This is a genomic window from Microbacterium sp. NPDC055910, assembly GCF_042271185.1.
In the GTDB taxonomy this organism is placed as follows: Bacteria; Actinomycetota; Actinomycetes; order Actinomycetales; family Microbacteriaceae; genus Microbacterium.
Genome location: NZ_JBHJZS010000042.1, coordinates 1 through 21,310 on the forward strand (window position 1 = coordinate 1; position 21,310 = coordinate 21,310).

Below are 21,310 nucleotides of genomic sequence, written 5' to 3' on the forward strand. Positions count from 1 at the left end.
TCGTGACGGCGCGGCCGGCGACTCGAGACCTACTGCTCGACGGGGGGAACCTCGACGGCGCCGGTGTCGAAGTGCTCGGAGATGAGCATGATGCCGCCCGACGAGTGCGCCGAGCTGGCGAGCTCTTCGAGCCATTCGCGGCTCAGCTCGGGTGCTTCGGGCTCGTCGAACGTGAAGCGGAGCGGGATCGACGGATGCAGCCAGATGGTCGAGCGCCCGCCGGGCTGATCGTCGGGGTGCTTCCACGACAGCGTGAAGCTCTCGCCTCGCCGCAGCTTCGTCGCGATGACGATCTTCAGGTGCGCGAGCGCACGGTCTTCGATGTCGATCGGCTCGGAACCGCCGTAGTAGATCGTGCCCACGGCATCAGCGTATCGGGTCGCCGCTCGACGAGCACGTCACGCGGCTATCAAACGCCCTTGATCGCGTCAACGGGGTGCGCCGCGGACGGTGCCGGTGTCACTCTGGCTTGACTGACTGCGGGCCGATCCGACCCGGTACGGACCATCATCGAGGTGAGCGCGAATGAAAGACCTGCTGATCAACGGCACGCGCTTTCTGACGACGGATGCGATCGCCGATGCGGCGCTGGCCTATGTGACGGTGCTGAACCAGTACCACCGCTCGGACACCGTTCGCTTTCCCGCCGTGGTCGAAGGCCGCGCCGCGAAAGCGGCCGTCGTGCTCGGCCCGAGCACGCACCTCGTCGTGCTCGACGCCCCAGACGTCATGCCGGCGGGCCTGGACGGCGCCTCCGAAGCGGTCGACGATCTGCAGCGCCGGCTCGCGGACTTCCTCTGACCCGCGGCGGGGTAGGCTCGCGTCGTGGGCAGGTTCATCTACGACACGGCGGGCAACTCGATCGAACTCGAGGACCGCACACTCGCGCACCTTCGGATCGTCATCATGAACAAGCTCCGCCGGTCGGAGCCCTTCATGTTCGATGTCGACCTCAACGACGGCACGGGCCGGCGCAGCTTCTGGATCCACCCGTCGATCCCGCTTCAGATCCAGTTCTACGGAACGCGCCAGCCGCGCATCAACCGGTTCTGGGTCGAAGATCTCATGAAGTCGGCGAGCGGGCCCAACGGGCTGACCATCACTCCCGAACCCCCCGAAGAGGAGCCCCTCCCTCCCGAGGAGTGAGTCCTGTCAAGGGGATGCCGCCTCTCGGGGCGCGTGCCTAGCCTGAGAGCTCCGCGAAAGGAGATCTCATGGCATCCATCAACGACCCGCGCGACAAGCACCGCGAAGAGGGCTTCCCCGCCCAGGAGCAGAAGCAGCCGGGCCTGACCGACGAGACGACACCGGCCCCGGACCACGGGGAGGACTCCTATCGGGGCTCGGGACGGCTCGAGGGACGCCGCGCGCTCATTACGGGCGGAGACTCGGGGATCGGCCGCGCCGTCGCGATCGCGTTCGCGCGGGAGGGAGCCGACGTGGCGATCTCGCACCTTCCCGAAGAGCAGAAGGACGCCGACGAGACCGTCCGGCTGATCACCGCCGAGGGTCGTACCGGCACGAGCCTGGCAGGTGACGGGCGCGAGGAGGAGTTCGCGGCATCCATCGTCGATGACACGATCAGCGCTCTCGGGGGTCTGGACATCGTCGTGCTCAACGCCGGTTACCAGAAGGACCGGGAGAGCCTGGCGACGCTCGAGACGGCCGAGATGGATCGGGTCTTCCGCACGAACCTGTACGGCCTGATGTTCACGGCTCGCGCCGCCGTGCCGCACCTCGAGCCCGGCGCGTCGATCATCGTCACCTCGTCGATCCAGGCGTTCGTGCCCTCGCCCTCGCTCATCGACTACGCCATGACGAAGGCGGCGCAGGTCGCGTTCGTGAAGGCGCTCGCCGAAGAGCTCGGCCCGAAGGGCGTGCGCGTCAACGCCGTCGCGCCCGGCCCCGTCTGGACGCCGCTCATCCCCGCGACGGGCTGGGACGCCGACCGGCTCGCGTCGTTCGGGCAGGACACGCCCCTGGGCCGCGCGGGTCAGCCCGCCGAGCTCGCGGGCGCGTACGTCTACCTCGCGTCCGAGGATGCGTCCTACGTCTCCGGCGCCGTGCTGCCCGTCACAGGCGGAAAGCCGCTGTAAGGGTCAGGGGCGCTCACCGGCGACGAGCCGCGTGAGCGCCTCGACCGCACGGTCGACCGTCGCCTCGAGCACGGCGGCGGGATCGCCCGGCAGCTTCAGCGCGAGGCTCCCTACGTCGTCGCGCGTGGCCCAGCCGATGTGCACGGTCCCCGGCGGGTGCCCGCCGTCGATGTCGGGGCCGCCCACCCCCGTCGTCGACACGGCGATGTCGGCATCCATGAGTTGCTGGACGCCGCGCGCCAGCTGCTCGGCGCACGCGCCCGAGCACGGGTCGACGCCCGGCTCGACGCCCAGCACGGACTCCTTGACGGACGTGAAGTACGCCACGACGCCGCCTGCGAACCACTCCGAGGCGTTCTCGCCCGCGCCGACGGTGCCGGCGAGCTTTCCGCTGGTGAGCGATTCGGCGACGGCGAGGGTGACCCCCCGGTCGCGGGCGAGCCTCGACAAGCGATCGATGTGCGGCATCCCTCTCCTTCGCATGCGTGACTTCGTGACTATCGCGAGACGGATGCCGGTGGCAACCCCTTTCCCCGCGCACGGGGCCGTGCACCTCTGACACACCCGAGCGGCCTCCCCGCAAGTGGGGTACCGTGGATCACGTGCTGACCTGTCGCTGTTGTCGCTGAGCGCTTCGCGCTCGCCTCAGTCGACCCCTTCAGCCCGCGCGACCCGCGCTCAACCGAGGAATCCATCCGTGCGATACGCCCGCAGCGTCGCCGACCTCGTCGGCAACACCCCTCTCGTCCAACTCACCCGCGTCACCGACGGCATCGCGGCCACCGTGCTGGCCAAGGTCGAGTACTTCAACCCCGGCGGCTCGGCGAAGGACCGCATCGCCCGCAACATCATCAATGCGGCGGAACGTGACGGGCAGCTCCGTCCCGGCGGCACGATCGTCGAGCCGACGAGCGGGAACACGGGAGTCGGGCTCGCGCTCATCGCGCTCGAACGCGGCTACCGCATGGTCTTCGTCGTGCCCGACAAGTTCGACGGCGAGAAGGTCGCCGTGCTGCGGGCCTACGGTGCCGAGGTCGTCGTGACCGAGACGAACGTGCCTCCCGAGGACCCCCGCTCGTACTACAGCGTCTCGGACCGGCTCGCGCGTGAGATCCCCGGCGCCTTCAAGCCCAACCAGTTCGCCAACCAGAACGGACCGCGCGGTCACTACGAGACGACGGGCCCGGAGATCTGGCGCGACACCGAGGGTCGCGTGACGCACTTCGTCGCCGGCATCGGAACGGGCGGCACGATCTCGGGCACGGGACGGTACCTGCGCGATGTCTCCGACGACGCCGTGCGCGTCATCGGCGTCGACCCGGCGGGGTCGATCTACTCGGGAGGTCCGCTGCACGGCTACCTCATCGAGGGCGTCGGCGAGGACTTCTGGCCCGAGACGTATGACACGACCGTGGCCCACGAGATCGAGCGCGTCGACGACGCCGAGGCGTTCGCGATGACCCGACGCCTCGTGCGCGAAGAGGGGCTGTTCGTGGGCGGTTCGAGCGGCATGGCGGTCGTCGGGGCGCTGCGCGTCGCGCGCGACCTGCCCGCCGACGCCGTCGTGGTCGTGCTGCTGCCCGATCACGGGCGCGGCTATCTCAGCAAGGTCTTCGACGACGGGTGGATGCGCGAGCGCGGCTTCGACGTCACCGCCTCGACCCCCTCCGAAGCTTCGACCCCCTCCGAAGCGTCGACCCCCTCCGAAGGAGAACCCGCATGACCGACCACACCGACAACACCGGATTCGCCACGCGTGCAGTGCACGCCGGCCAGGCGTTCGACGAGGCCACGGGCGCGGTCATCCCGCCGCTGCACTTCTCGACGACGTACGCCCAGGACGGCATCGGCGGACTGCGCGGCGGCTACGAGTACGGTCGCGCCGCCAACCCGACGCGCACCGCGCTCGAAACCCAGCTGGCAGCCCTCGAGGGCGGCCCGCGCGCCCTGTCGTTCGCGTCGGGCCTCGCCGCCGAAGACGCCCTGCTGCGCGCCATCCTCAAGCCCGGCGACGAGGTGCTCATGGGCAACGACGTCTACGGCGGCACCTACCGCCTGATCGCCCGCATCTTCGGCGCATGGGGCGTCGGCGTGCGCGTCGTCGAGATGAGCGACCTGGCAGCAGTCGAAGCGGCGCTCGTCGAGCGGCCCGCCCGCATCCTGTGGGTGGAGACGCCGAGCAACCCGCTCCTCAAGATCAGCGACGTCGCCGAGCTCGCGCGGCTCGGTCACGCCGCCGGCGCCCTCGTCGTCGTCGACAACACCTTCGCCTCCCCCGCCCTGCAGCAGCCGCTCGCCCTCGGTGCCGACGTCGTCGTGCACTCGACGACGAAGTACATCGGCGGGCACTCCGACGTCGTCGGGGGCGCACTCGTCTTCGCCGACGAGGACCTCGCCGGCGAGGTGCAGTTCGTGCAGTTCGCCGCCGGGGCCGTCTCGGGCCCGATGGATGCCTGGCTCACGACCCGTGGCATCAAGACGCTCGATGTGCGCATGCAGCGGCACAGCCAGAACGCCCAGGCGATTGCGGAGCATCTCGAGGCCCACCCGAAGGTGCAGCGCGTGTACTACCCGGGGCTGACATCGCACCCCGGTCACGAGCTCGCCGCCCGCCAGATGTCGAGCTTCGGGGGCATCGTCTCGCTCTCGCTCGCCGATGCCGCGACGGCCCGTCGTTTCGCCGAGTCGACGAGCCTGTTCACGCTCGCCGAGTCGCTCGGCGGCGTCGAGTCGCTCATGAACTACCCCGACGCGATGACCCACGCGTCGGTGCGCGGCACCGAGCTCGCGGTGCCCGAGGACCTCGTGCGCCTGTCGGTGGGCATCGAGTCGGTCGACGACCTGATCGCCGACCTCGACCGCGCTCTCGCCACCCTCTGACCCTCCGCGCCCCGCCGTCCCCCCCGCCCCCGCCGCCCGTTGACTTGCGCCTTGTGCTGAGATCTTTCGGCGTGTCGGCGACAGAGGCCGCAAGTGGGCGGGTGGGGAACGGGGCGGGCGGATGCTGCTCCAACCACCACCGCCACCACCGCCACCACTTCCCTCCGTCCGTTGACTTGCGCCTTGTGCGGAGATGTTCCGGCGTGTCGGCGACACAAGCCGCAAGTGGACGAGGGGGAATGGGGCGGGCGGATGCTGCTCCACCACCGCCACCACCTCCCTCCGCCCGTTGACTTGCGCCTTGTGCGGAGATCTTTCGGCGTGTCGGTGACAAAGGCCGCAAGTGGACGGGTGGGAACGGGGCGGGCGGATGCTGCCGGTCAGCGCGGCAGCACGAGCGAGAGGGCGAACACCCACACGCAGATGAAGGCGAGCATGCCGAGGCTGTACTTGACGGATGCGCGCAGGATGTCGCCCTCGCGTCCGGTCAGGCCGACAGCACCCGCCGCGATCGCGATCGACTGCGGTGAGACGACCTTCGCGACCGTGCCGCCGGCGGTGTTCGCGGCGACCAGCAGCGTCGAGTCGACGTCGATCCGCTCGGCGGTGATGGTCTGCAGGTGCGCGAACAGGGTGTTGTTGTTGACGACCGAGCCGGTGATGAAGACGCCGAACCACCCGATGATCGGCGCGAAGAGCGGAAACAGCATGCCCACCGCCGCGAGCGCGTTGCCGATCGAGGCCGAACCGCCCGAATAGTTCGCGATGTTCGCGACGATCAGGATGAGCGCGATGAGCACGATCGGCCGCCACAGCTCGCGCACCGTCGCGGCGAACTGCGCGCCGAGCTGAGACGCCGACAGCTGCGGTGTCGTGAAGAAGGTGATGAGCACCGCGATGAGGATCGCCGTGCCCGTCGCATTGATCGGCGTGAGCGCCCAGGTCGTCGTCACCGCAGCCTCGGCGCCTTCGGGACGCACGACGCCCGTGATGCCGGGGATCGGCACGTTCACCACGAGCCAGGACAACGGCCCGTCCGCGGCGAAGAGCGACTTGAACCACGGGATGCTCCACACGAAGATCACCCCCGTGAGGATGTAGAACGGGCTCCAGGCGACGACGACGTCGCCGAACTCGTGCTTCTCGATGGCGGGCGGCTCGCCCCCGTCCTCGCGGTAGATGCGCTTGGGCTGCCACGCGCGGCCGATCGCGAAGATCGCGACCATCCCGAGCAGACCCGGCACGATGTCGGCGAGCTCGGGGCCGAGGAAGATCAGGATGCCGGCCTGCGTGCCGCTGTACACCGCGCTCACTCCGAGCGTCGCCGGCCAGGTTTCACGGATGCCGCGCCACCCGTCGAGGATCATGACGAGGATGAACGGCACGGCGAAGGTCAGCAGTTGCAGCACGACCACCATGTCGAGCGTGAGGTCCATCAGCTCGACCTCGCCGACCTGCGCACCGACGATCACCGGGATGCCGATCGCACCGTACGCACCGGCCGCCACATTCGCGACGAGCGACAGCATCGCCGCCTTGATCGGGCCGAACCCCAGCTGAACCAGCAGCGCCGCGCAGATCGCGATCGGCACGCCGAAGCCCGCCGCACCCTCGAGGAACGCGCCGAAGCAGAAGCTGATCAGCAGCACCTGGATCCGCTGGTCGGGGGAGATGCCCGAGATGCTCGCGCGGATGACCTCGAAGCGACCGCTCGCGACGGCCAGCTTGTAGAGCCACACCGCCATCACGATGATGTACGCGATGGGCCACACGGCCGTGAGGATGCCGAGCAGCCCCGCGCCAGCGATCGAGCCGACCGGCATCCCGAACGGCCACAGGGCGACGAGCACCTGCAGGGCGACGGCGATGAGCCCGGCGGTGATGCCCTTCAGCTTGAACACGACGAGGCACACCAGGAACACGAGGATCGGGGCGACGGCGAGCAGGGCGGACAGCCAGAGCTGTCCGGTCGGGTCGATCGACTGCATCCACATGGGCGGCTCCTGCTCTGGACGGTCAGCGCTGACCGCCACGCTAGCGGCGGCGCCGCCAGCGGGGGGAGACGGGACGAAGTCAGGCGCAAACACGACGTTCCGACGCCGTCCTCCCGTGCCGTGTGCAGGAAGCCCGCTCTCTCTGCCGCTCCGTGCACGGTGTGAGGCGGCTTCCGTCACACCCGGTTCTGCCCGTCGCACACCTGCCGCACCGCGGGCCGCGTGAGTACGCTCGGTCGCGTGGACCCCGTCGTCGCAACGCTCGTCATCCTCGTGCTCGCGGTCATCGGGTTCGTCAGCAACCGGGTTCCCCTCGGCGTCGTGGCGATCGGGGTGTCGCTCGCACTGTTCTTCACGGGCGTCCTCACGCTTCCGCAGGCGCTGGCCGGATTCGGCGACCCGATCGTGCTCTTCATCGCGGCGCTGTTCGTCGTGAGCGAGTCGTTGGATGCGACGGGGGTGACGGCGTGGGCGGGTCAGGTGGTGATGGGCCGGGCGGGCACAGGACGCCGACGGCTTCTGCTCGTCGTCGGTGTGCTCGTCGCCGTGCTCACGGCGTTCATCAGCCTCAACGGGGCCGTCGCCGCCCTGCTGCCGCTCGTGGTGGTCGTCGCCGCGCGTGCCGGCATCCCGACCTCGCAGCTGCTCATGCCGCTCGCTTTCGCGTCGCATGCCGGATCGATGCTGCTCCTGACGGGGACGCCGGTGAACGTCATCGTCTCGTCGATCGCCGCAGACAGCGGAGGACGCCGGTTCGGCTACTTCGAGTTCGCGCTGGTCGGGCTGCCGCTGCTGGCGGGCACCCTCATCATCATCGGATTGTTCGGCTCGCGGCTGCTGCCCTCGCGCAACGGCGCGCTCATGCCGACCGACCTGGCCCGGCATGCGCGGCTGCTGCGCGCGCAGTACGACGTCACCCTGGACACCGGCACGATGCTGGGGCCGGTCAACGGCGTGACCGAGGTCGTCGTGCCGCCGCGCTCTCCGCTCATCGGCGCGCGCCTGTGCACCGGCATGGCGACCCCGAGCGGCGACCTCGTGCTGCTCGCGGCGCGGCGGGGCACGGAGCATCTGACCGGACAGGACATCGTCGTGCAAGCCGGGGACGCCCTCTTGCTGCAGGGCACGTGGGACGACCTCGCGCGCCACACCGAGTCGCCGGCGGCATCCATCATCCCCGTCGACGCGCCCGCCCGGCTGCGACGCTCGGTGCCGCTGGGCAGACGCGCCCCGGTGGCCCTCGCCGTGCTCGCGGCGATGGTCGTCGCCCTGGCGACGGGACTCGTGCCGCCCGCCGCCGTCGCCCTGATCGCGGCCTGCGTCCTGGTGGTCACGCGCACGGTTCCGGTCGCGCAGGCCTATCAGGCGATCCCCTGGACGACGATCGTGCTCATCGCCGGCATGATCCCGCTCGCGACGGCGTTCATCCAGACCGGCGCCGCGGACCTGATCGCGGGCGGCCTGCTCGGGGTGATCGGCGACGGCGGCGCGCAGGTGGCGCTGCTCGCCCTGTGCCTGGTGACCGTCGTGCTCGGCCAGCTCATCAGCAACACCGCGACGGTGCTCATCGTCGCGCCCGTCGCCGTATCGATCGCCGCGACGCTCGACGTTTCGGTGCAGCCGTTCATGATGGCGCTCACGGTCGCCGGCGCGGCGGCGTTCCTCACGCCGATCGCGACGCCGGTCAACCTCATGGTGATGGAGCCGGGCGGCTACCGCTTCGGCGACTACTGGAAGCTCGGGCTGCCGCTGGTCGTGCTGTTCCTCGTGGTCGCGGTGCTCTACGTGCCGCTCGTGTGGCCCTTCTGACGCCGGTCGCGCCGCGGCATCCGTCGGTCAGCCGCCCAGCCCCGGCCAGATCTTCGGCATCGCGGTCAGGATCTGCTCGACGCAGATCGCGAGCAGGATGAGGCCGAAGAGCTTCTGGAAGATGTCCATGCCCGCGGGGCCGAGCGCTTTGGCCAGGTAGGGGCCGAAAAAGTAGATGATCGCCGTCGCGACGGCCGACACCAGCACGATGAGCAGCCCCCACAGGTAGTCGAGCAGGGCGGGGTTGTCCTTCGCGAACGCGATGACGAGGGCGATCGCGCCGGGGCCGGCGACGACCGGCATCGCGAGGGGAACGATCGCGGGATCGCCGTCGTTCTGCTTCGGCAGGATCGACCCGCTTCTGGTCATCATCGCCCAGGCGATCGTCGAGACGAAGAGGAATCCCGCGATCTTGAGCGAGGGCACGTTGATGCCGAAGAACTGCAGGATGAGCGAGCCGAGCACGAGCGAGACGGCGAGCACGGAGAACACGCCGACCCCCGTCATCAGCGCGACCCTCCGCTGCTTCGCGACCGTCATGCCCTCGGTGACGCTCAGGAAGACGGGCAGAGTCCCGACCGGATTGCAGATGGTGAACAGCGCAACCCCGGCCGTGATGAGCGCGGTCTCGTCGATGATCCGGTCCTCTCGTCGCCGATCACCCTAGCGAGGCGCTCCGAGTCGCGTCCACGCCTCCAACAGCACGCGGCGCAGGATCCGCTCGAACTCGGCACGGCCCGATCGCGGCGGCACCGTCCTGCAGTCGCACGGTCCAGGACGCAGAATGGGGGTGTGGGAGCCGATGACGTCGACGACATCGCGGCGGAGCTGTACGTCCTGCCGCCGGACGAGTTCACCGCGGCCCGCAACGCACGCGCGACGGGGCCGCACGCGAGGTCGGTGAAGGCGCTGCGCAAGCCCACGGTCGCGGCGTGGGCGGTCAACCTGCTCGTTCACGACGGGCAGCTCGCCGAAGCGGTCGAGCTGTCGGCCGCACTGCGCGACGCGCAGGACGACCTCGACGCGGCGGAGCTCGCGAAGCTCGGCCGCCAGCGCCGCGCGCTCGTCGCCGCCCTCGCGGGAGAGGCCGTGCGCCTCGCCGAACGGGCCGCGACGGCCGTCAGCGCCGCAGCACGCGACGACATCGAGAAGACCATCAATGCCGCGATCATGGATGCTGCCGCAGCTTCGGCCGTTCTGACGGGACGCCTCGTGAAGCCGCTCGAGGCGGGCGCGATCGGCGACCTCGCGGGCGCTGTCGGCGGGTCGCTCGCCGGTGTCCCGCAGCCGGCGCCTCGCGACGACCTCGCCGAGCGCCGTGCCCGCAAGGCGGCGGAGAAAGCCGCGCGCGAGGCCGAGCGGCTCGCGGGCGAGGCGGATCGGGAGCTCCGCCGTGCCGCCGCACAGCGCGAGAAGGCGCAGGAGCGCGTCGATCACCTGTCCGAGCGCATCGAAGACCTGCGGCGTGACCTGCACCGGCTCGAGGCCGACGCCGAAGCCGCCGACGAGCAGCTGCGCCTCCGCGACGCGGAGCACGCCGCCGCGGCCGAGCAGGCCCGCGCGGCCGAGAAGAAGGCGGATGCCGCGCGCGAAGCGCTCACCTGAACCGCCTCAGCGGGCATCGGGTGCCCCGATCCGCGGCACGTCCGGGCGGTGAGGGTGAGACGATCCGTGCCAGATCCGCGTGTCCGCGGCGCCGGTGCCGGGCTGCGCCCCGCCGGGCCGCCATGCTGGTGCTCACGTGCATCGGCACGGGCAGGAGGAACCATGGACTCCCATATCGTCGGCTTCGTCGCGGTCTTCGGTGCGATGTTCGCGATCGCCAATCCCTTCTCCGGCATCCCGTTCTTCCTCGGCTACACCGCGCCGCTCACGACATGGCAGCAGAAGCTGCTGGGCGCCGTGCTGACGGTCGCGACGGTCTGGGTCGGCGGCGTCATCGTGCTGTACGCGGGCAACGCCGTGCTCGGCTTCTTCGGGATCGACATCGCGGGACTGCGGGTCGGCGGCGGTTTCGTCATCCTGCTCTCGGGCATCGCGATGATGAACACGCACGCCGACGACACGAAGAAGGCGGGGCGCAGCCTGTGGCGGGTCGTCCACGACCTCGTCAAGCGCGGACACACGGCCGTGCACGCCGCGGCATCCGTGCACGCATCATCGACGGATGCCGCATCCTCACTCGCGACGAACGCGGTCAAGGGCGGGCCGGACGCCGTTTCGACGGCCGTGACGCAGGCGGTCGCGGGATGGGCGCCGCCGCCGCCCACGAGCGAGGAGTCCGCCGCGGGCCGGCGAGCCGCGTTCCTGACGCTCATGTTCCCGTTCGCGGTGCCGATGATCCTCGGACCCGGCTTCATGTCGACGATCCTGATCGCGACGGCCGACAACCCCTCGCTGACGGTGCTGCTGGCGCTCACGGCGAACGTCGGGATCGCGTTCGTCGTCTTCCTGCTCGCTACTCCGATCCGGGCCGTGCTGGGCACGTTCGGCATGAACATCCTGCTGCGCCTGGTCGGTCTCATCGTCATCGTGCTCGCGTTCGAGATCATGGCCGCGGGCCTCGTGAAGCTGTTGCCGGGTCTGGCCGGGGCGGCGAGCTGACATGTGCCGCTGGTTGGCCTATCTGGGAACGCCCGTCGCCCTCGAAGACGTGCTCGTCAAACCCGACCACTCGCTCATCGACCAGAGCCTGCTCGCGCGCGAGCTGTACCTGCCGGGCGCCGCGATGGCATCGCAGTTCCGCCGCCGGGCGTTTCCGACCAACGGAGACGGGTTCGGTATCGCGTGGTCGGGCCGCGGCGGCGCGCTCGGTCAGTACCGCCAGATCACGCCGGCGTGGGACAGCCGCAACCTCAGGGACCTCGCCGCCCACATCGAGTCGGGATGCTTCCTGGCCCATGTCCGCGCGGCGCCCGGCGGCACCATCTCGGAGCAGAACACGCATCCGTTCGTGCACGACGGGTGGATGTTCCAGCACAACGGCGAGATCAGCGGGTTCGATCAGGTGCGCCGTGAGCTGACGTTCGAGATCGATCCCGGTCTATACCCCCGTCTGCTCGGCACGACCGACAGCGAGGTGTGCTTCTTCCTCGCTCTCACCTACGGCCTCGCCGCCGACCCGGTCGCCGCGCTCACCCGCATGGTCGGTCGCGTCGAGCGGGCGCGGAAAGAGCACGGCATCGCGGAGCCGTTCCACGCCACGATGTGCGCGTCCGACGGTGATCGGCTCGTCGTGCTGCGGTGGACGAGCCCCGACGCGGGGCCGGCTCCCTCGCTCTTCCACAGCGTCGGGCCGGAGACGCTGCACGTGGCCACGGGTGTCGTCGAGCCGCTGCCCGCCGACGCTCAGATCGTCGTCTCCGAACCGCTCGAGCTGCACTGGAGCAGGCGGCACTGGCAGGAGGTGCCCGAGGCGACTGTCGGCGTCTTCACGCGAGGCGCGCCGCCGCGGTTCTCACCGCTCGTCGTCTGAGCGGACACGGCATCGCTAATGTGATGCCGTGGACGATCTCGAGCCGACGCTGCTGGTGATCCCGCTGCTCGCTGTGCTGGCTCCGATCCTCGCCCGAGGGCTGCACCGCTGGGTGCGCATCCCCATCGTCGTGTTCGAGCTCGTGCTCGGCATCGCGGTCGGTCCGAGCCTGCTCGGCTGGGCGCAGCCGTCGGCGTTCGTCGACACCCTCGCGCAGTTCGGCGTCGCGATGCTGTTCTTCGTCGCGGGGACCGAGATCGACGTCGCGTCCTTCCGCGGTCGCGGCGGCCGCACGGCGGGCGTCGGCTGGCTCGTGAGCCTCGCCGCCGGCATCGGCCTCGGCTGGATGATCGCGCCCGGCGAAGCCGCCGTCATCATCGGCGTCGCACTGTGCTCGACCGCGCTCGGCACGATCCTTCCGATCCTGCGCGATGCGCGCGAGCTGCGCACGCCGTTCGGCCGGGCGGTGGGCGCGGTGGGAGCCGTGGGCGAGTTCGGGCCGCTCGTGGCGATCTCGATCTTCCTCGGCGGACGCGACCCGGGGCTGTCGACCGTGGTCCTCGCCCTCTTCGCCGTCGTCGCGGGCGCGGCGATCTGGCTCGCGTTCCGTGTGCCCGTCGGAGCGATGCACCGCGCCGTGAACGCCACCCTGCACACGTCGGGACAGTTCGCGATCCGGTTGGTCTTCCTCGTGCTCGCCGCCCTCGTCGTGTTGAGCATCGTGCTCGACCTCGACATGCTCCTGGGCGCATTCGCCGCGGGCATCGTGTGGCGTCTCATGATGCGCGATGCCGCGCCCGCCGACCGCGAGGCGGTCGAGAGCAAGGTCGAGGGGGTCGCCTTCGGCTTCCTCATCCCGATCTTCTTCATCTACACCGGCATCACGTTCGACCTCGATGCTCTGCTCGCCGAGCCCCTGCTGCTCGCCGCCGTGCCGGTCACCGCTCTCGTGCTCGTCATCGTCCGCGGCATCCCGTCGATGTTCGCGGCGCCGGACGGGTCGTCCCGCCGCGACCGCGTCGCCCTGGGCCTCCTCGGTGCGACGGGACTGCCGATCATCGTCGCCGTGACCGCGATCGGCGTCGCCGAGGGCGTGCTCACGTCGGCCGCGGCATCGGTGCTCGTCGGCGCCGGCATGCTCTCGGTGCTCGTGTTCCCCCTCGTCGCCATGGCGCTGCGTCGCCCGCAGCCCGAAGAGACCGTCGTTCCGTCCGAGGTCGAAGCGTGAGCGTCGCGGCGATCCTCGCCGACGCGCGCCGGCGGCTGGCGGATGCCCCGCGCGAAGGGCTCGGCGAACAGGTCCACCCGCGCCGCATCCTCGGGATCGCTCGGGCGCCGCGGATCGTGCCGCGGGGTTCGGCATGGCGCGTGGGCGTGCTGCTGCTGTCAGAGGACGCGGTGTATGCCGTCGGCGACATCCTGCGGGCGCGCGAAGAGGTGCGCCGCGGATTCACGGCCGAAGCGCAGCGCCGCCGCGCAGCCCTGGCCGCGGCCGCCCGCCGCGGTGGATTCGCCGAGGGCGCGACCGTGCACATCGGCTGGCGGATGCTGGATCCTGTCGCCGTCGATACGGGTGGGGCCTCCGGCCCTCTCGCGATCGTCGATGGCGTGCCGAGCGTGAAGTGGAGCGCCTCCGGCGGCTACACGCCGCTGCAGGGCTACCTCGATGACCGCATCGCGCTGCTGCTCGACCACCCGCTCGATGGGTGACTCGCCACGTGTCAAGCCCCTGACCGCACGCGCGGGATTCCGTACGGTCGCAGGATGGCCGCTTCGTCGAAGGACCTCACCCGCCAGATCGCCGTCATCTCCGCGACCGTGTTCATGGTCATCTCCTCGCTCGCCGGCAGGGGGCTGATCGGCGACACCCCGGTCGAAGACGCGCAGGGCGGCGCGCTCGATTCCGACGCGACGCTGCTCACCCCCGCCTCGACGGCGTTCGCGATCTGGAGCGCCATCTACGTGCTGATGATCGGGTACGCGATCTGGCAGGCGCTGCCGAACCAGCGCACGCGCGAGAGGCAGCGTGCCATCGGTTGGTGGATCGCGCTGTCGGCCGTGCTCAACGGCGTCTGGATTCTGCTCGCCCTGTATACGACGCTGCTCGTGAGCGTCATCGGCATCGTCGCGCTGCTCATCGTGCTGTGCATCGCCTTCCAGCGCACGGTGGCCTATCCCGCCGAAGGCTTCCTCGATTCGTTCCTGACCGACCTGAGCGTGGGGCTGCATCTGGGGTGGGTGTCGCTCGCGACGGTGGCCAACGTGTCGGCCTGGCTCACCGAAGAGGGGCCGGCCGAGTGGGCTGATGCCGGAACGCCCATCGGGGTCGCCGTCGTGATCGTCGTCGGGCTGATCGGGCTCGCCGTCGCGTGGCGGTCGGGTTGGCATGTGTCCCCCGGTCTCGCCCTCGCGTGGGGCCTGGGGTGGGTCGCCTACAACCGACTCGCGCTCGAACCACGCGACACCGCGATCGGTGTGACGGCGATCATCGTCGGCGTCCTCGTGATCCTCGTACCGGTGGTCGCGACGCTCGCCAGCCGCGTCGTCGGCGCCCGCAACGCCGAGGCCTGAATCAGGCCGGCCCGAACCGTTTCGCGAACGCGCGCAAGAGACGCGGGGGCTCGGTGACGGATGCCGCCAGCACGCGCCCCGCGACGACGTCGTAGTCGTCGGTGTCGAAGTAGCCGTCGTCGCGGTACACCGCCATGCGATCCACGAGCGCGCGCGGGGTGAGTTCGGGGTGGAACTGCGTCGCATAGAGGTTGTCGCCGACGCGGTACGCCTGCACGGGGCAGGCCTCGTTCGTCGCGAGCAGGACCGCCCCCGGAGGGGCGACACCGGCGCCCTCCTTGTGCGCCGTGAGCGCCGTGAACCGGTGCGCGAGGCCGCCGAAGAGGGGGTCCGTCGCGCCGTCATCGGTGAGCTCGACGACCGTGGGGCCGGTGTCTTCGGGGTGTGCGCGGCTGACTTCGCCGCCGAGGAGCCGCGTCACGATGCCGATCCCGTAGCACGTGAACAGCGACGCGGTGCGGCCCTCGAGTGTGGCCTGCGCGAGCTCGGCGAGTTCGCGCTCGACGCGCAGCTGCGTGTCGGGCTTCGTCGATTCGGGGTCGGTCACGCTGAACGGACTGCCGCCGACGACGAACCCGCTGTAGCGCTCGAGGGCGTCACCGGGCAGGGGCGCCCCGACGAGGTCGTGCGAGTCGATGCCGTCGACATCGAGCCGTGCCCCGGCCCGGAACGACTCGTACTCGGCCTCGGCGGCCTCGCGCTGCGGCCGCACGCAGACATAGAGCAGAGGGGCGGTCGTCATGGCGCGAGTCTAGGTCGACCCGTGCGGGGTTGCGAGTCGGTCGCTGTGTCGCCGCACGGTGCTGCGGCGCGACCCTGAACAGTCCTGCACGTGAGCGTGCTGCGCATCCCGGTATAGAGAACCCCGTTCCGCGCTGCTCGGACCGATGTATCAGACTCGGGGTTTCGTGCTCTGGATCGGTGTGGACACAATGGGCGTCATGACGCACACCGGCTCCGAGGCATCCGCCCCTTCGACCGAGCCGAGTCGCTGGGAGCGCGCCGCCGACCTCTTCGAGAGGTGGCGGGCGGGCGATCGTCGCGCCATGGACGATCTCGTGCGCCTCATGACACCGGTGCTGTGGCACGTCGTGCGTGCGTACGGCCTCGAACGCACGCTCGCCGAAGACGTCGTGCAGACGGCCTGGCTCACGCTCGTGCGCCGTCACACGACGATCACGCAGCCGCGCGCCGTCGCCGGCTGGCTGACGATGTGCGCGCGCCGCGAAGCATGGCGGGTGAGCAGACTGCACAGACGAGCGGATGCCACCGATGCCGACACCCTCGAACCGCACCTGCCGACGGGGGAATCCGCCGAGCGCACGGCCGTGCGCGACGACGAGACCCGCCGGCTGTGGGCGGGCGTCGGCTCGCTCGATGAGCGATGTCGCCGGCTGCTGCGCGTCGTGGCGTTCGAGGAGCGCCCCGACTACGCGCGCATCGCCGAGGACCTGTCGATGCCGGTCGGATCGATCGGGCCGACCCGACAGCGGTGCCTCGGCAAGCTCCGCAAGAAGCTCGAGGGCGAAGGATGGGGAGAGGGCCGTCATGGCAACTGAGGATCTCGCCGCGGACGCGGCACTGTTCGCACGACTGCGCGGCGTGTGGGAGGCCGTCGATCCCGCACCGGCCGACCTCGTCGACCGCATGGTCGCGGCCGTCGCGGTCGAGGACCTGTCGCACGAGTACGCGCTGCTGACCCTCGTCGAGGCGTCGGAGCCCGCAGCCGTGCGCACCGGGAGCGACGCCTCGACGCTGCAGTTCAGCGACGGCACGACGACCGTGCTGCTGCACGTCACCAAGGCGGCCGGGCAGACCCGCCGCATCGACGGCTGGGTCGACGTTCCCGCACTCGCCGTGCGGTTGGTCCAGGATGGACACGAGGAGACGGCGCAGTCGAGCGAGCACGGACGGTTCGCCTTCGCCGACGTCGCCGCCGGCCTCTGGCGGCTGCGGCTCGCGGTGAAGGATGCCGCGGGCGACATCCGCGACTTCCAGACCCCGCAGTTCGAGGTCTGACCCGACGAAAGGCGTGCTCATGGCGGACGACCCCGGCTTCCGGTCCTGGCGGGAGCGTGAGGCGGCCGCGCTGCCTCGCGGTGTCGCGCTGGATCCGCGGCGCGATCCGGTTCCTGGGATCCCGGCCTTCGGCACGGTGTACGCCGCGGGGCACCTGATCATTTCGGGCGAGCCCGGCGACGCGCACGCGGTGCTGCGGGAGGCCGCCGCCGAGCTCGGCTGGGACGTCGAGCTCGAGACCATCCGCAAGAACGGCGAGCAGCTCACGCGGGCCCGCATCGTGCAGGCGCCCAACCCGCAGCGCGACGACGAGCCCGTGCCGCCGATCGACGCGTGGCGGCTTCTGCAGCACGCGCGCCGACGTGCGCTCGAGCCGCGCCGCAAGAAGCGAGGAAAGCGCGACGAGGACCCGCAGCTGGCCGACGCGAAGCGCCGCATCTCGCTCGCGGCATCCCGATCCCTCGATCGCTCGGTGCGGGAGCGGACCGCCGAGTCCGAGCGCGACGCCATCACGGGCGACGCGGCCCTGCGCCGCACGGGTCTGGACCACGTGCTCTCGGTCGCGCCGATCGGACTCAACCCGCACGGCAAGACGAACCCGCACGGCAAGACCAATCCGCACGGCAAGACGAACCCCTCGGGCACCGACGGATACGCCTATCCGGGCACGGGCGGCCTCGAGGTCGTCGATTACATCGGCCCGGCACCCGTGCGCACCCGGCCGCTCGCCCGCGGCGGGCGCCGCCCCGTCATCGCGTACTTCGACACGGGATGCGGCGTGCACGACCCGTGGCTGCCGCCCGAGACCGGATCCGGCGACATCGTCCGGCGACGTGTGCCGTCGCCCACGCGCCCGGGCGAGGTGATCGGCGTCGAGGACCCGCTCACCGACCCCGAGGTGTACGGCGATCAGACCGGTCCGCGCGACGGCTACCTCGACGACGCGGCCGGCCACGGCACGTTCGTCGCCGGCATCCTGCGGCAGGTGTGCCCCGAGGCCGATCTCGTCTCGATCCGGGTCGCCGACAGCAACGGCACGGTGCTCGAGAGCGAACTCATCGACGCGGTCGAAGAGCTCGCGGTGTGGGCCGAGAGCAATCCGCTCGACGTGGTCAACCTGTCGCTCGGCTACTACCACGAGACCCCCGAGGACGGCCTGTTCTCACTGCGGCTCTATGACGCGCTGCGGCGCCTGCGCGCGCTCGGGGTCATCGTCGTGTGCTCGGCGGGCAACGACGCGACCGACCGCCCGACCTTTCCCGCGGCGCTCTACGGCTGGGGCGACACCGATCTCGGCATCACCGAGAAGAAGGGGCTCGCGCGGCACCTCGCGGTGGGGGCGCTCAATCCGCAGCGCACGTCGGTCGCGCTGTACAGCAACATCGGCCCGTGGGTGAACGCCTACGGACGCGGCACTTCGGTGCTCAGCGCCTTCCCCGCCCTGATGGGCGGCGTGCAATCGGGGTCGAGCGCCGACCTGCTCGGTCGCCGGCGGCAGAGCCTCGACCCCGACGACTACTCGGCGGGATACGCGATCTGGAGCGGCACCTCGTTCGCCGCGCCCTACGTCGCGGCCCGCATCGCGACGGCGCTCGTGCCCGGGCTCATGGCGAACTCCGCGCACAAGCCACGCGACATCGTCGGGAAGGCGCTCGCCGAGATCGCGGCCGAGGACGGCTCGCGCATCGAGCCCTGACGATGCGCGGCCCGCCGCGACGGGCCATCATGTGAAGGTGACCGCGAGCGCCGAAGACCTCTCCGCGCGCGGTGTCGAGCTCGTCAACGCGGGCCGGTACACCGCGGCCCGGGCGGTGCTGGCGGATGCCGCGGCCGCGGCCGCGCGCGACGGCGACAGCGACGTGCAGGCCAGGGTGACCGGCACGACGGCGTACCTGCTCGCGCGACTCGGAGATGTGGACGGCGGCGTCGCGCTGTGCCGCCAGGCGATCGCGCGCACCGACCTCGGCGAGGACACCCGCGCGATCCTCGCGGGACAGATGGGTGCGCTCGAGCTCGAGCGAGGCGCGCTGGACAGCGCCGTCTCCTGGCTCACCGACGCGATCGACGCCCTCGACGGCGACCCCGTGCGCTCGGCCAACATGCGGATGAACCGCAGCGTCGCGGACATGCAGCGAGGACGGTGGGAGGCCGCCGCCGACGATCTGCACTGGGCCGAAGCCGCCTACCGGGCGGCAGGTCGCGCGCTGGAAGCCGAGCAGGCGGTGCACAACCGCGGCTATGTCGCGATGCTCTCGGGCGACCTCGTGACGGCGCTGTCGCTCATGCAGTCCGTCCGCGAGCCGCTCGACGGGGAGTCCGACTTCTGGGCGGCCGTCAATGAGCTCGACCACGCCGAGGTCCTGCGCGACGCGGGGTTGCAGACCGAGGCGGAGCACGCGCTCGCGAACGTCGTGCATGTCCTCGGCCGGCACCGCGCGCCCGGCGAGCGCGCTCGTGCCGAATACCAGCTCGCCCGCTCGCTGCTCGATCACGATCCGGCGCGCGCGGCGGCCGTCGCGCACGCATCGGCGCGCCGGTTCCGAGGGCAGGGCAGTCACGCCTGGGCGGCGCGTGCCGACGGGATCCGGCTGCGCGCCCGGCTGTCGCACGGTCGGCTCGACCGCGCGGGGACGCCGCTGACGCCCGGTCGTCCCCCGTCCCCGGTCGCCGTCGCGGCGGTCGTCGAGGCGCTCGAGACGCACGGGTTTCCGCACGACGCCGCCGCGCTGCGCCTGACCGCGGCGCTGGACGCGCTGCGACGTGGTGGGGACCCCGGCATCCGCGGTCCGCGCCTGCGCGCCGGCACACCGCTGGACATCGCGATGCTGTCGCACGAAGTCGCCGCCGAGCGCGCCCGGCGCGCGGGTCGCGAGAGTGACGCGCGACGGCGCGCGGCGCAGGGCATCGACCTGCTCGAACAGTCGCAGCGGCTCGGGGCGAGCCTCGAGCAGTCCGGCTCGATCGCGCGGCAGGGGCTCGGCCTCATGATGACGGGGCTCGCGTCGGCGTTGCGATCGGGTCGACCCGACATCGTGTTCGAGTGGTCCGAGCGTTCGCGACACCTGCACACGCAGGTCGTGCCGCTGCGACCGCCGCCCGATCCCGTGCTGGCGTCCGAGCTCGAAGAGCTGCGCCGCATCCGTCTCGCGGACCCGGACGGCGATTGGCTGACCGATGCGCGCGTCGACGTGCTGCGCGCTCGCGCGCGGGAACGGCAGTGGGCCCGAACGCGCACGGCCGCCGTGCACGACCGCGTCACGCTGGGCCGCGCGCAGGCGGCCCTCGACGAGGACACCGTGCTCATCTCGTTCGTCTTCGACGGGCGGGCGTTCGTCGCTCTCGTCGTCGATCGCGATTCGGCCCGGCTCGTCGACATCGACGCATCGCGCGTGCGGACCGCGATCGAAGGTCTGCGCGCCGACCTCGACGTCTCGGCGGCGGTGCGATCGGGCCCCATGGCGGCCGTCGTGCAGCAGGCGCTCGCCGGGCGACTCGAGCAGCTCTCGCACGAGACCGTCGGGCGGGCATTGGCCGGTGCACGGGATCCGGCGCGCGTCGTGCTGACGGCGCCCGGGCTGTTGGCCGGGATTCCCTGGACGATGCTGCCCGCCATGCGGGGGCGCGCCCTCACGATCGCGCCTTCGGCGTCGCGCTGGGTGGCCGAGTCGGCGGCGCGCCCTCGCCGCGCGGCGCGGGCCGTGTTCGCCGCCGGTCCGCGCGTCGCGCGCGGTGACGAAGAGGTCCTCACCGCCGCCGGCACGTGGGGCGAGCACGTCGTGCTGCACGGCGCCGAAGCGACGGTCGCCGCCGTCACGGCGTCGGCGACGACCGCCGACGTGCTGCACATCGCCGCGCATGGCCGGCATGCCGCCGACCATCCCCTCTTCTCGGGTCTCGAGCTCGCCGACGGCACCCTGTTCGGCTACGACGTCGACCTCATCCCGGACGTGCCGCAGACGGTCGTGCTGTCGGCGTGCGAAGTCGGCCGCTCGACGGTGCGCTGGGGGGAGGAGGCGGTCGGCATGACGCGTGTCTGGCTGCACGCCGGCGCGCGGGCCGTCGTCGCGGCTCCCGTCGCCGTCGCCGACGACGTCGCGTGCGAGGTGCTCGGCGCGATGCACGCGGGCCTCGCGGCGGGTGAGACACCCTCGGCGGCGCTCGCGTCGGCGACGTCGCGCACCGGCATCCTCGCGCCCTTCCAAGTGCACGGGACGGGATTCTGAGAAATTTTCTCGGCGGCATGTATCAGCGCGACATGAGGGTGCTCTTCTCATAGCGGACGGTCTATGCCGACGAGACGCAGGGGTTCTCGTCGTCGGGGGCACCGAAGACACTGGGGCGCACGTTCGTGCGTGTCGTCGGAGGCCGATCCGTCGGGGGATGTCGCGGTTCGGATCCGCTCGCGACATCCCCCGGATCACTTGACCGCGAGACTGCAACGGCACGCCGAGACAGCGGGTGAACCC

General features: G+C 71.1%; 20 protein-coding genes and 1 pseudogene. 16 read left to right on the forward strand and 5 right to left on the reverse strand.

Annotated features, from left to right (window positions below; genetic code table 11):
* Window positions 1-29 precede the first annotated feature (29 nt).
* On the reverse strand, window positions 30-362 hold the full coding sequence (locus tag ACFC3F_RS13735; protein ID WP_376130793.1) for a hypothetical protein: 333 nt from the start codon (window positions 360-362) through the stop codon (window positions 30-32).
* Between the two features lie 163 nt (window positions 363-525).
* Between ACFC3F_RS13735 and ACFC3F_RS13740 the strand changes: the two genes are divergently transcribed.
* The 3 genes from ACFC3F_RS13740 (at window position 526) to ACFC3F_RS13750 (ending at window position 2,096) form a co-directional block, all read left to right on the forward strand.
* On the forward strand, window positions 526-801 hold the full coding sequence (locus ACFC3F_RS13740; RefSeq protein WP_376130796.1) for a hypothetical protein: 276 nt from the start codon (window positions 526-528) through the stop codon (window positions 799-801).
* Between the two features lie 24 nt (window positions 802-825).
* The gene (locus ACFC3F_RS13745) at window positions 826-1,146 is read left to right on the forward strand and encodes an ATP-dependent DNA ligase (RefSeq protein ID WP_376130799.1); all 321 of its coding nucleotides are present in this window, start codon (window positions 826-828) and stop codon (window positions 1,144-1,146) included.
* Between the two features lie 68 nt (window positions 1,147-1,214).
* A complete protein-coding gene (locus ACFC3F_RS13750; RefSeq protein ID WP_376130802.1) occupies window positions 1,215-2,096 on the forward strand; it encodes an SDR family oxidoreductase in 882 nt (293 codons plus the stop codon).
* A gap of 3 nt (window positions 2,097-2,099) precedes the next feature.
* Here ACFC3F_RS13750 and ACFC3F_RS13755 read toward each other — a convergent pair whose 3' ends face one another.
* Window positions 2,100-2,564 (reverse strand): CinA family protein, encoded by a 465-nt coding sequence (locus ACFC3F_RS13755; RefSeq protein WP_376130805.1) that lies wholly within the window; start codon window positions 2,562-2,564, stop codon window positions 2,100-2,102.
* A gap of 229 nt (window positions 2,565-2,793) precedes the next feature.
* Between ACFC3F_RS13755 and ACFC3F_RS13760 the strand changes: the two are divergent.
* Window positions 2,794-3,801, forward strand: a pseudogene (locus tag ACFC3F_RS13760) (PLP-dependent cysteine synthase family protein); the annotation flags it as partial.
* A 14-nt stretch (window positions 3,802-3,815) separates the two neighbouring features.
* A complete protein-coding gene (locus ACFC3F_RS13765) occupies window positions 3,816-4,976 on the forward strand; it encodes a cystathionine gamma-synthase (RefSeq protein ID WP_376130808.1) in 1,161 nt (386 codons plus the stop codon).
* A 380-nt stretch (window positions 4,977-5,356) separates the two neighbouring features.
* On the opposite strand, the gene ACFC3F_RS13770 is transcribed toward ACFC3F_RS13765, so the two are convergent.
* A complete protein-coding gene (locus tag ACFC3F_RS13770) occupies window positions 5,357-6,970 on the reverse strand; it encodes an L-lactate permease (RefSeq protein WP_376130811.1) in 1,614 nt (537 codons plus the stop codon).
* 240 nt (window positions 6,971-7,210) lie between these two features.
* Here ACFC3F_RS13770 and ACFC3F_RS13775 point away from each other — a divergent pair, with 240 nt between their 5' ends.
* A complete protein-coding gene (locus ACFC3F_RS13775) occupies window positions 7,211-8,779 on the forward strand; it encodes an SLC13 family permease (protein WP_376130814.1) in 1,569 nt (522 codons plus the stop codon).
* Between the two features lie 27 nt (window positions 8,780-8,806).
* Here the strand turns inward: ACFC3F_RS13775 and ACFC3F_RS13780 are convergent, their stop codons facing one another.
* On the reverse strand, window positions 8,807-9,418 hold the full coding sequence (locus tag ACFC3F_RS13780) for a MarC family protein (protein ID WP_376130850.1): 612 nt from the start codon (window positions 9,416-9,418) through the stop codon (window positions 8,807-8,809).
* A 153-nt stretch (window positions 9,419-9,571) separates the two neighbouring features.
* On the opposite strand from ACFC3F_RS13780, the gene ACFC3F_RS13785 reads away from it, so the two are divergent.
* From ACFC3F_RS13785 to ACFC3F_RS13810, 6 genes are all read left to right on the forward strand, one after another.
* Window positions 9,572-10,384 (forward strand): transposase, encoded by an 813-nt coding sequence (locus tag ACFC3F_RS13785; RefSeq protein WP_376130817.1) that lies wholly within the window; start codon window positions 9,572-9,574, stop codon window positions 10,382-10,384.
* 162 nt (window positions 10,385-10,546) lie between these two features.
* Complete coding sequence (locus ACFC3F_RS13790; RefSeq protein ID WP_376130820.1) at window positions 10,547-11,383, forward strand: MarC family protein; 837 nt, start codon at window positions 10,547-10,549, stop codon at window positions 11,381-11,383.
* Window position 11,384: 1 nt separating this feature from the next.
* Window positions 11,385-12,254, forward strand: coding sequence for a class II glutamine amidotransferase (locus tag ACFC3F_RS13795; protein ID WP_376130823.1), 870 nt, complete (start codon window positions 11,385-11,387; stop codon window positions 12,252-12,254).
* Between the two features lie 28 nt (window positions 12,255-12,282).
* Window positions 12,283-13,482 carry a cation:proton antiporter gene (locus tag ACFC3F_RS13800; RefSeq protein WP_376130826.1) on the forward strand — a complete coding sequence of 400 codons (1,200 nt, stop codon included), beginning with the start codon at window positions 12,283-12,285 and terminating at the stop codon, window positions 13,480-13,482.
* Window positions 13,479-13,964 carry a glutaminase gene (locus ACFC3F_RS13805; RefSeq protein WP_376130829.1) on the forward strand — a complete coding sequence of 162 codons (486 nt, stop codon included), beginning with the start codon at window positions 13,479-13,481 and terminating at the stop codon, window positions 13,962-13,964. Before ACFC3F_RS13800 ends, ACFC3F_RS13805 begins: the two co-directional genes overlap by 4 nt.
* 54 nt (window positions 13,965-14,018) lie before the next feature.
* On the forward strand, window positions 14,019-14,825 hold the full coding sequence (locus tag ACFC3F_RS13810) for a tryptophan-rich sensory protein (protein WP_376130832.1): 807 nt from the start codon (window positions 14,019-14,021) through the stop codon (window positions 14,823-14,825).
* A gap of 1 nt (window position 14,826) precedes the next feature.
* On the opposite strand, the gene ACFC3F_RS13815 is transcribed toward ACFC3F_RS13810, so the two are convergent.
* Window positions 14,827-15,567 carry a GMP synthase gene (locus tag ACFC3F_RS13815; RefSeq protein WP_376130835.1) on the reverse strand — a complete coding sequence of 247 codons (741 nt, stop codon included), beginning with the start codon at window positions 15,565-15,567 and terminating at the stop codon, window positions 14,827-14,829.
* A 199-nt stretch (window positions 15,568-15,766) separates the two neighbouring features.
* Here ACFC3F_RS13815 and ACFC3F_RS13820 point away from each other — a divergent pair, with 199 nt between their 5' ends.
* From ACFC3F_RS13820 to ACFC3F_RS13835, 4 genes are read left to right on the forward strand one after another with little or no spacing between them, the layout of a single operon-like run.
* Window positions 15,767-16,384, forward strand: a complete 618-nt coding sequence (locus ACFC3F_RS13820; protein WP_376130838.1) for an RNA polymerase sigma factor — start codon at window positions 15,767-15,769, stop codon at window positions 16,382-16,384.
* Window positions 16,374-16,844: a hypothetical protein gene (locus tag ACFC3F_RS13825; RefSeq protein ID WP_376130841.1), complete on the forward strand. Its 471-nt coding sequence runs from the start codon at window positions 16,374-16,376 to the stop codon at window positions 16,842-16,844. Before ACFC3F_RS13820 ends, ACFC3F_RS13825 begins: the two co-directional genes overlap by 11 nt.
* A 19-nt stretch (window positions 16,845-16,863) precedes the next feature.
* Window positions 16,864-18,540, forward strand: a complete 1,677-nt coding sequence (locus ACFC3F_RS13830) for a S8 family serine peptidase (protein WP_376130844.1) — start codon at window positions 16,864-16,866, stop codon at window positions 18,538-18,540.
* 37 nt (window positions 18,541-18,577) lie between these two features.
* Entirely contained in the window at window positions 18,578-21,067 is a 2,490-nt protein-coding gene (locus ACFC3F_RS13835) for a CHAT domain-containing protein (RefSeq protein WP_376130847.1), read from the forward strand.
* Window positions 21,068-21,310 lie beyond the last annotated feature (243 nt).

Excerpts from the sequence above, each read along its gene's own strand:
- ACFC3F_RS13795 (WP_376130823.1), top strand. The coding sequence starts at position 11,385 with ATGTGCCGCTGGTTGGCCTATCTGGGAACGCCCGTCGCCCTCGAAGAC.
- ACFC3F_RS13825 (WP_376130841.1), top strand. The coding sequence starts at position 16,374 with ATGGCAACTGAGGATCTCGCCGCGGACGCGGCACTGTTCGCACGACTG.
- ACFC3F_RS13765 (WP_376130808.1), top strand. The coding sequence starts at position 3,816 with ATGACCGACCACACCGACAACACCGGATTCGCCACGCGTGCAGTGCAC.
- ACFC3F_RS13820 (WP_376130838.1), top strand. The coding sequence starts at position 15,767 with ATGACGCACACCGGCTCCGAGGCATCCGCCCCTTCGACCGAGCCGAGT.
- ACFC3F_RS13815 (WP_376130835.1), bottom strand. The coding sequence starts at position 15,567 with ATGACGACCGCCCCTCTGCTCTATGTCTGCGTGCGGCCGCAGCGCGAG.
- ACFC3F_RS13790 (WP_376130820.1), top strand. The coding sequence starts at position 10,547 with ATGGACTCCCATATCGTCGGCTTCGTCGCGGTCTTCGGTGCGATGTTC.
- ACFC3F_RS13755 (WP_376130805.1), bottom strand. The coding sequence starts at position 2,564 with ATGCCGCACATCGATCGCTTGTCGAGGCTCGCCCGCGACCGGGGGGTC.
- ACFC3F_RS13770 (WP_376130811.1), bottom strand. The coding sequence starts at position 6,970 with ATGTGGATGCAGTCGATCGACCCGACCGGACAGCTCTGGCTGTCCGCC.
- ACFC3F_RS13810 (WP_376130832.1), top strand. The coding sequence starts at position 14,019 with ATGGCCGCTTCGTCGAAGGACCTCACCCGCCAGATCGCCGTCATCTCC.
- ACFC3F_RS13750 (WP_376130802.1), top strand. The coding sequence starts at position 1,215 with ATGGCATCCATCAACGACCCGCGCGACAAGCACCGCGAAGAGGGCTTC.
- ACFC3F_RS13830 (WP_376130844.1), top strand. The coding sequence starts at position 16,864 with ATGGCGGACGACCCCGGCTTCCGGTCCTGGCGGGAGCGTGAGGCGGCC.
- ACFC3F_RS13740 (WP_376130796.1), top strand. The coding sequence starts at position 526 with ATGAAAGACCTGCTGATCAACGGCACGCGCTTTCTGACGACGGATGCG.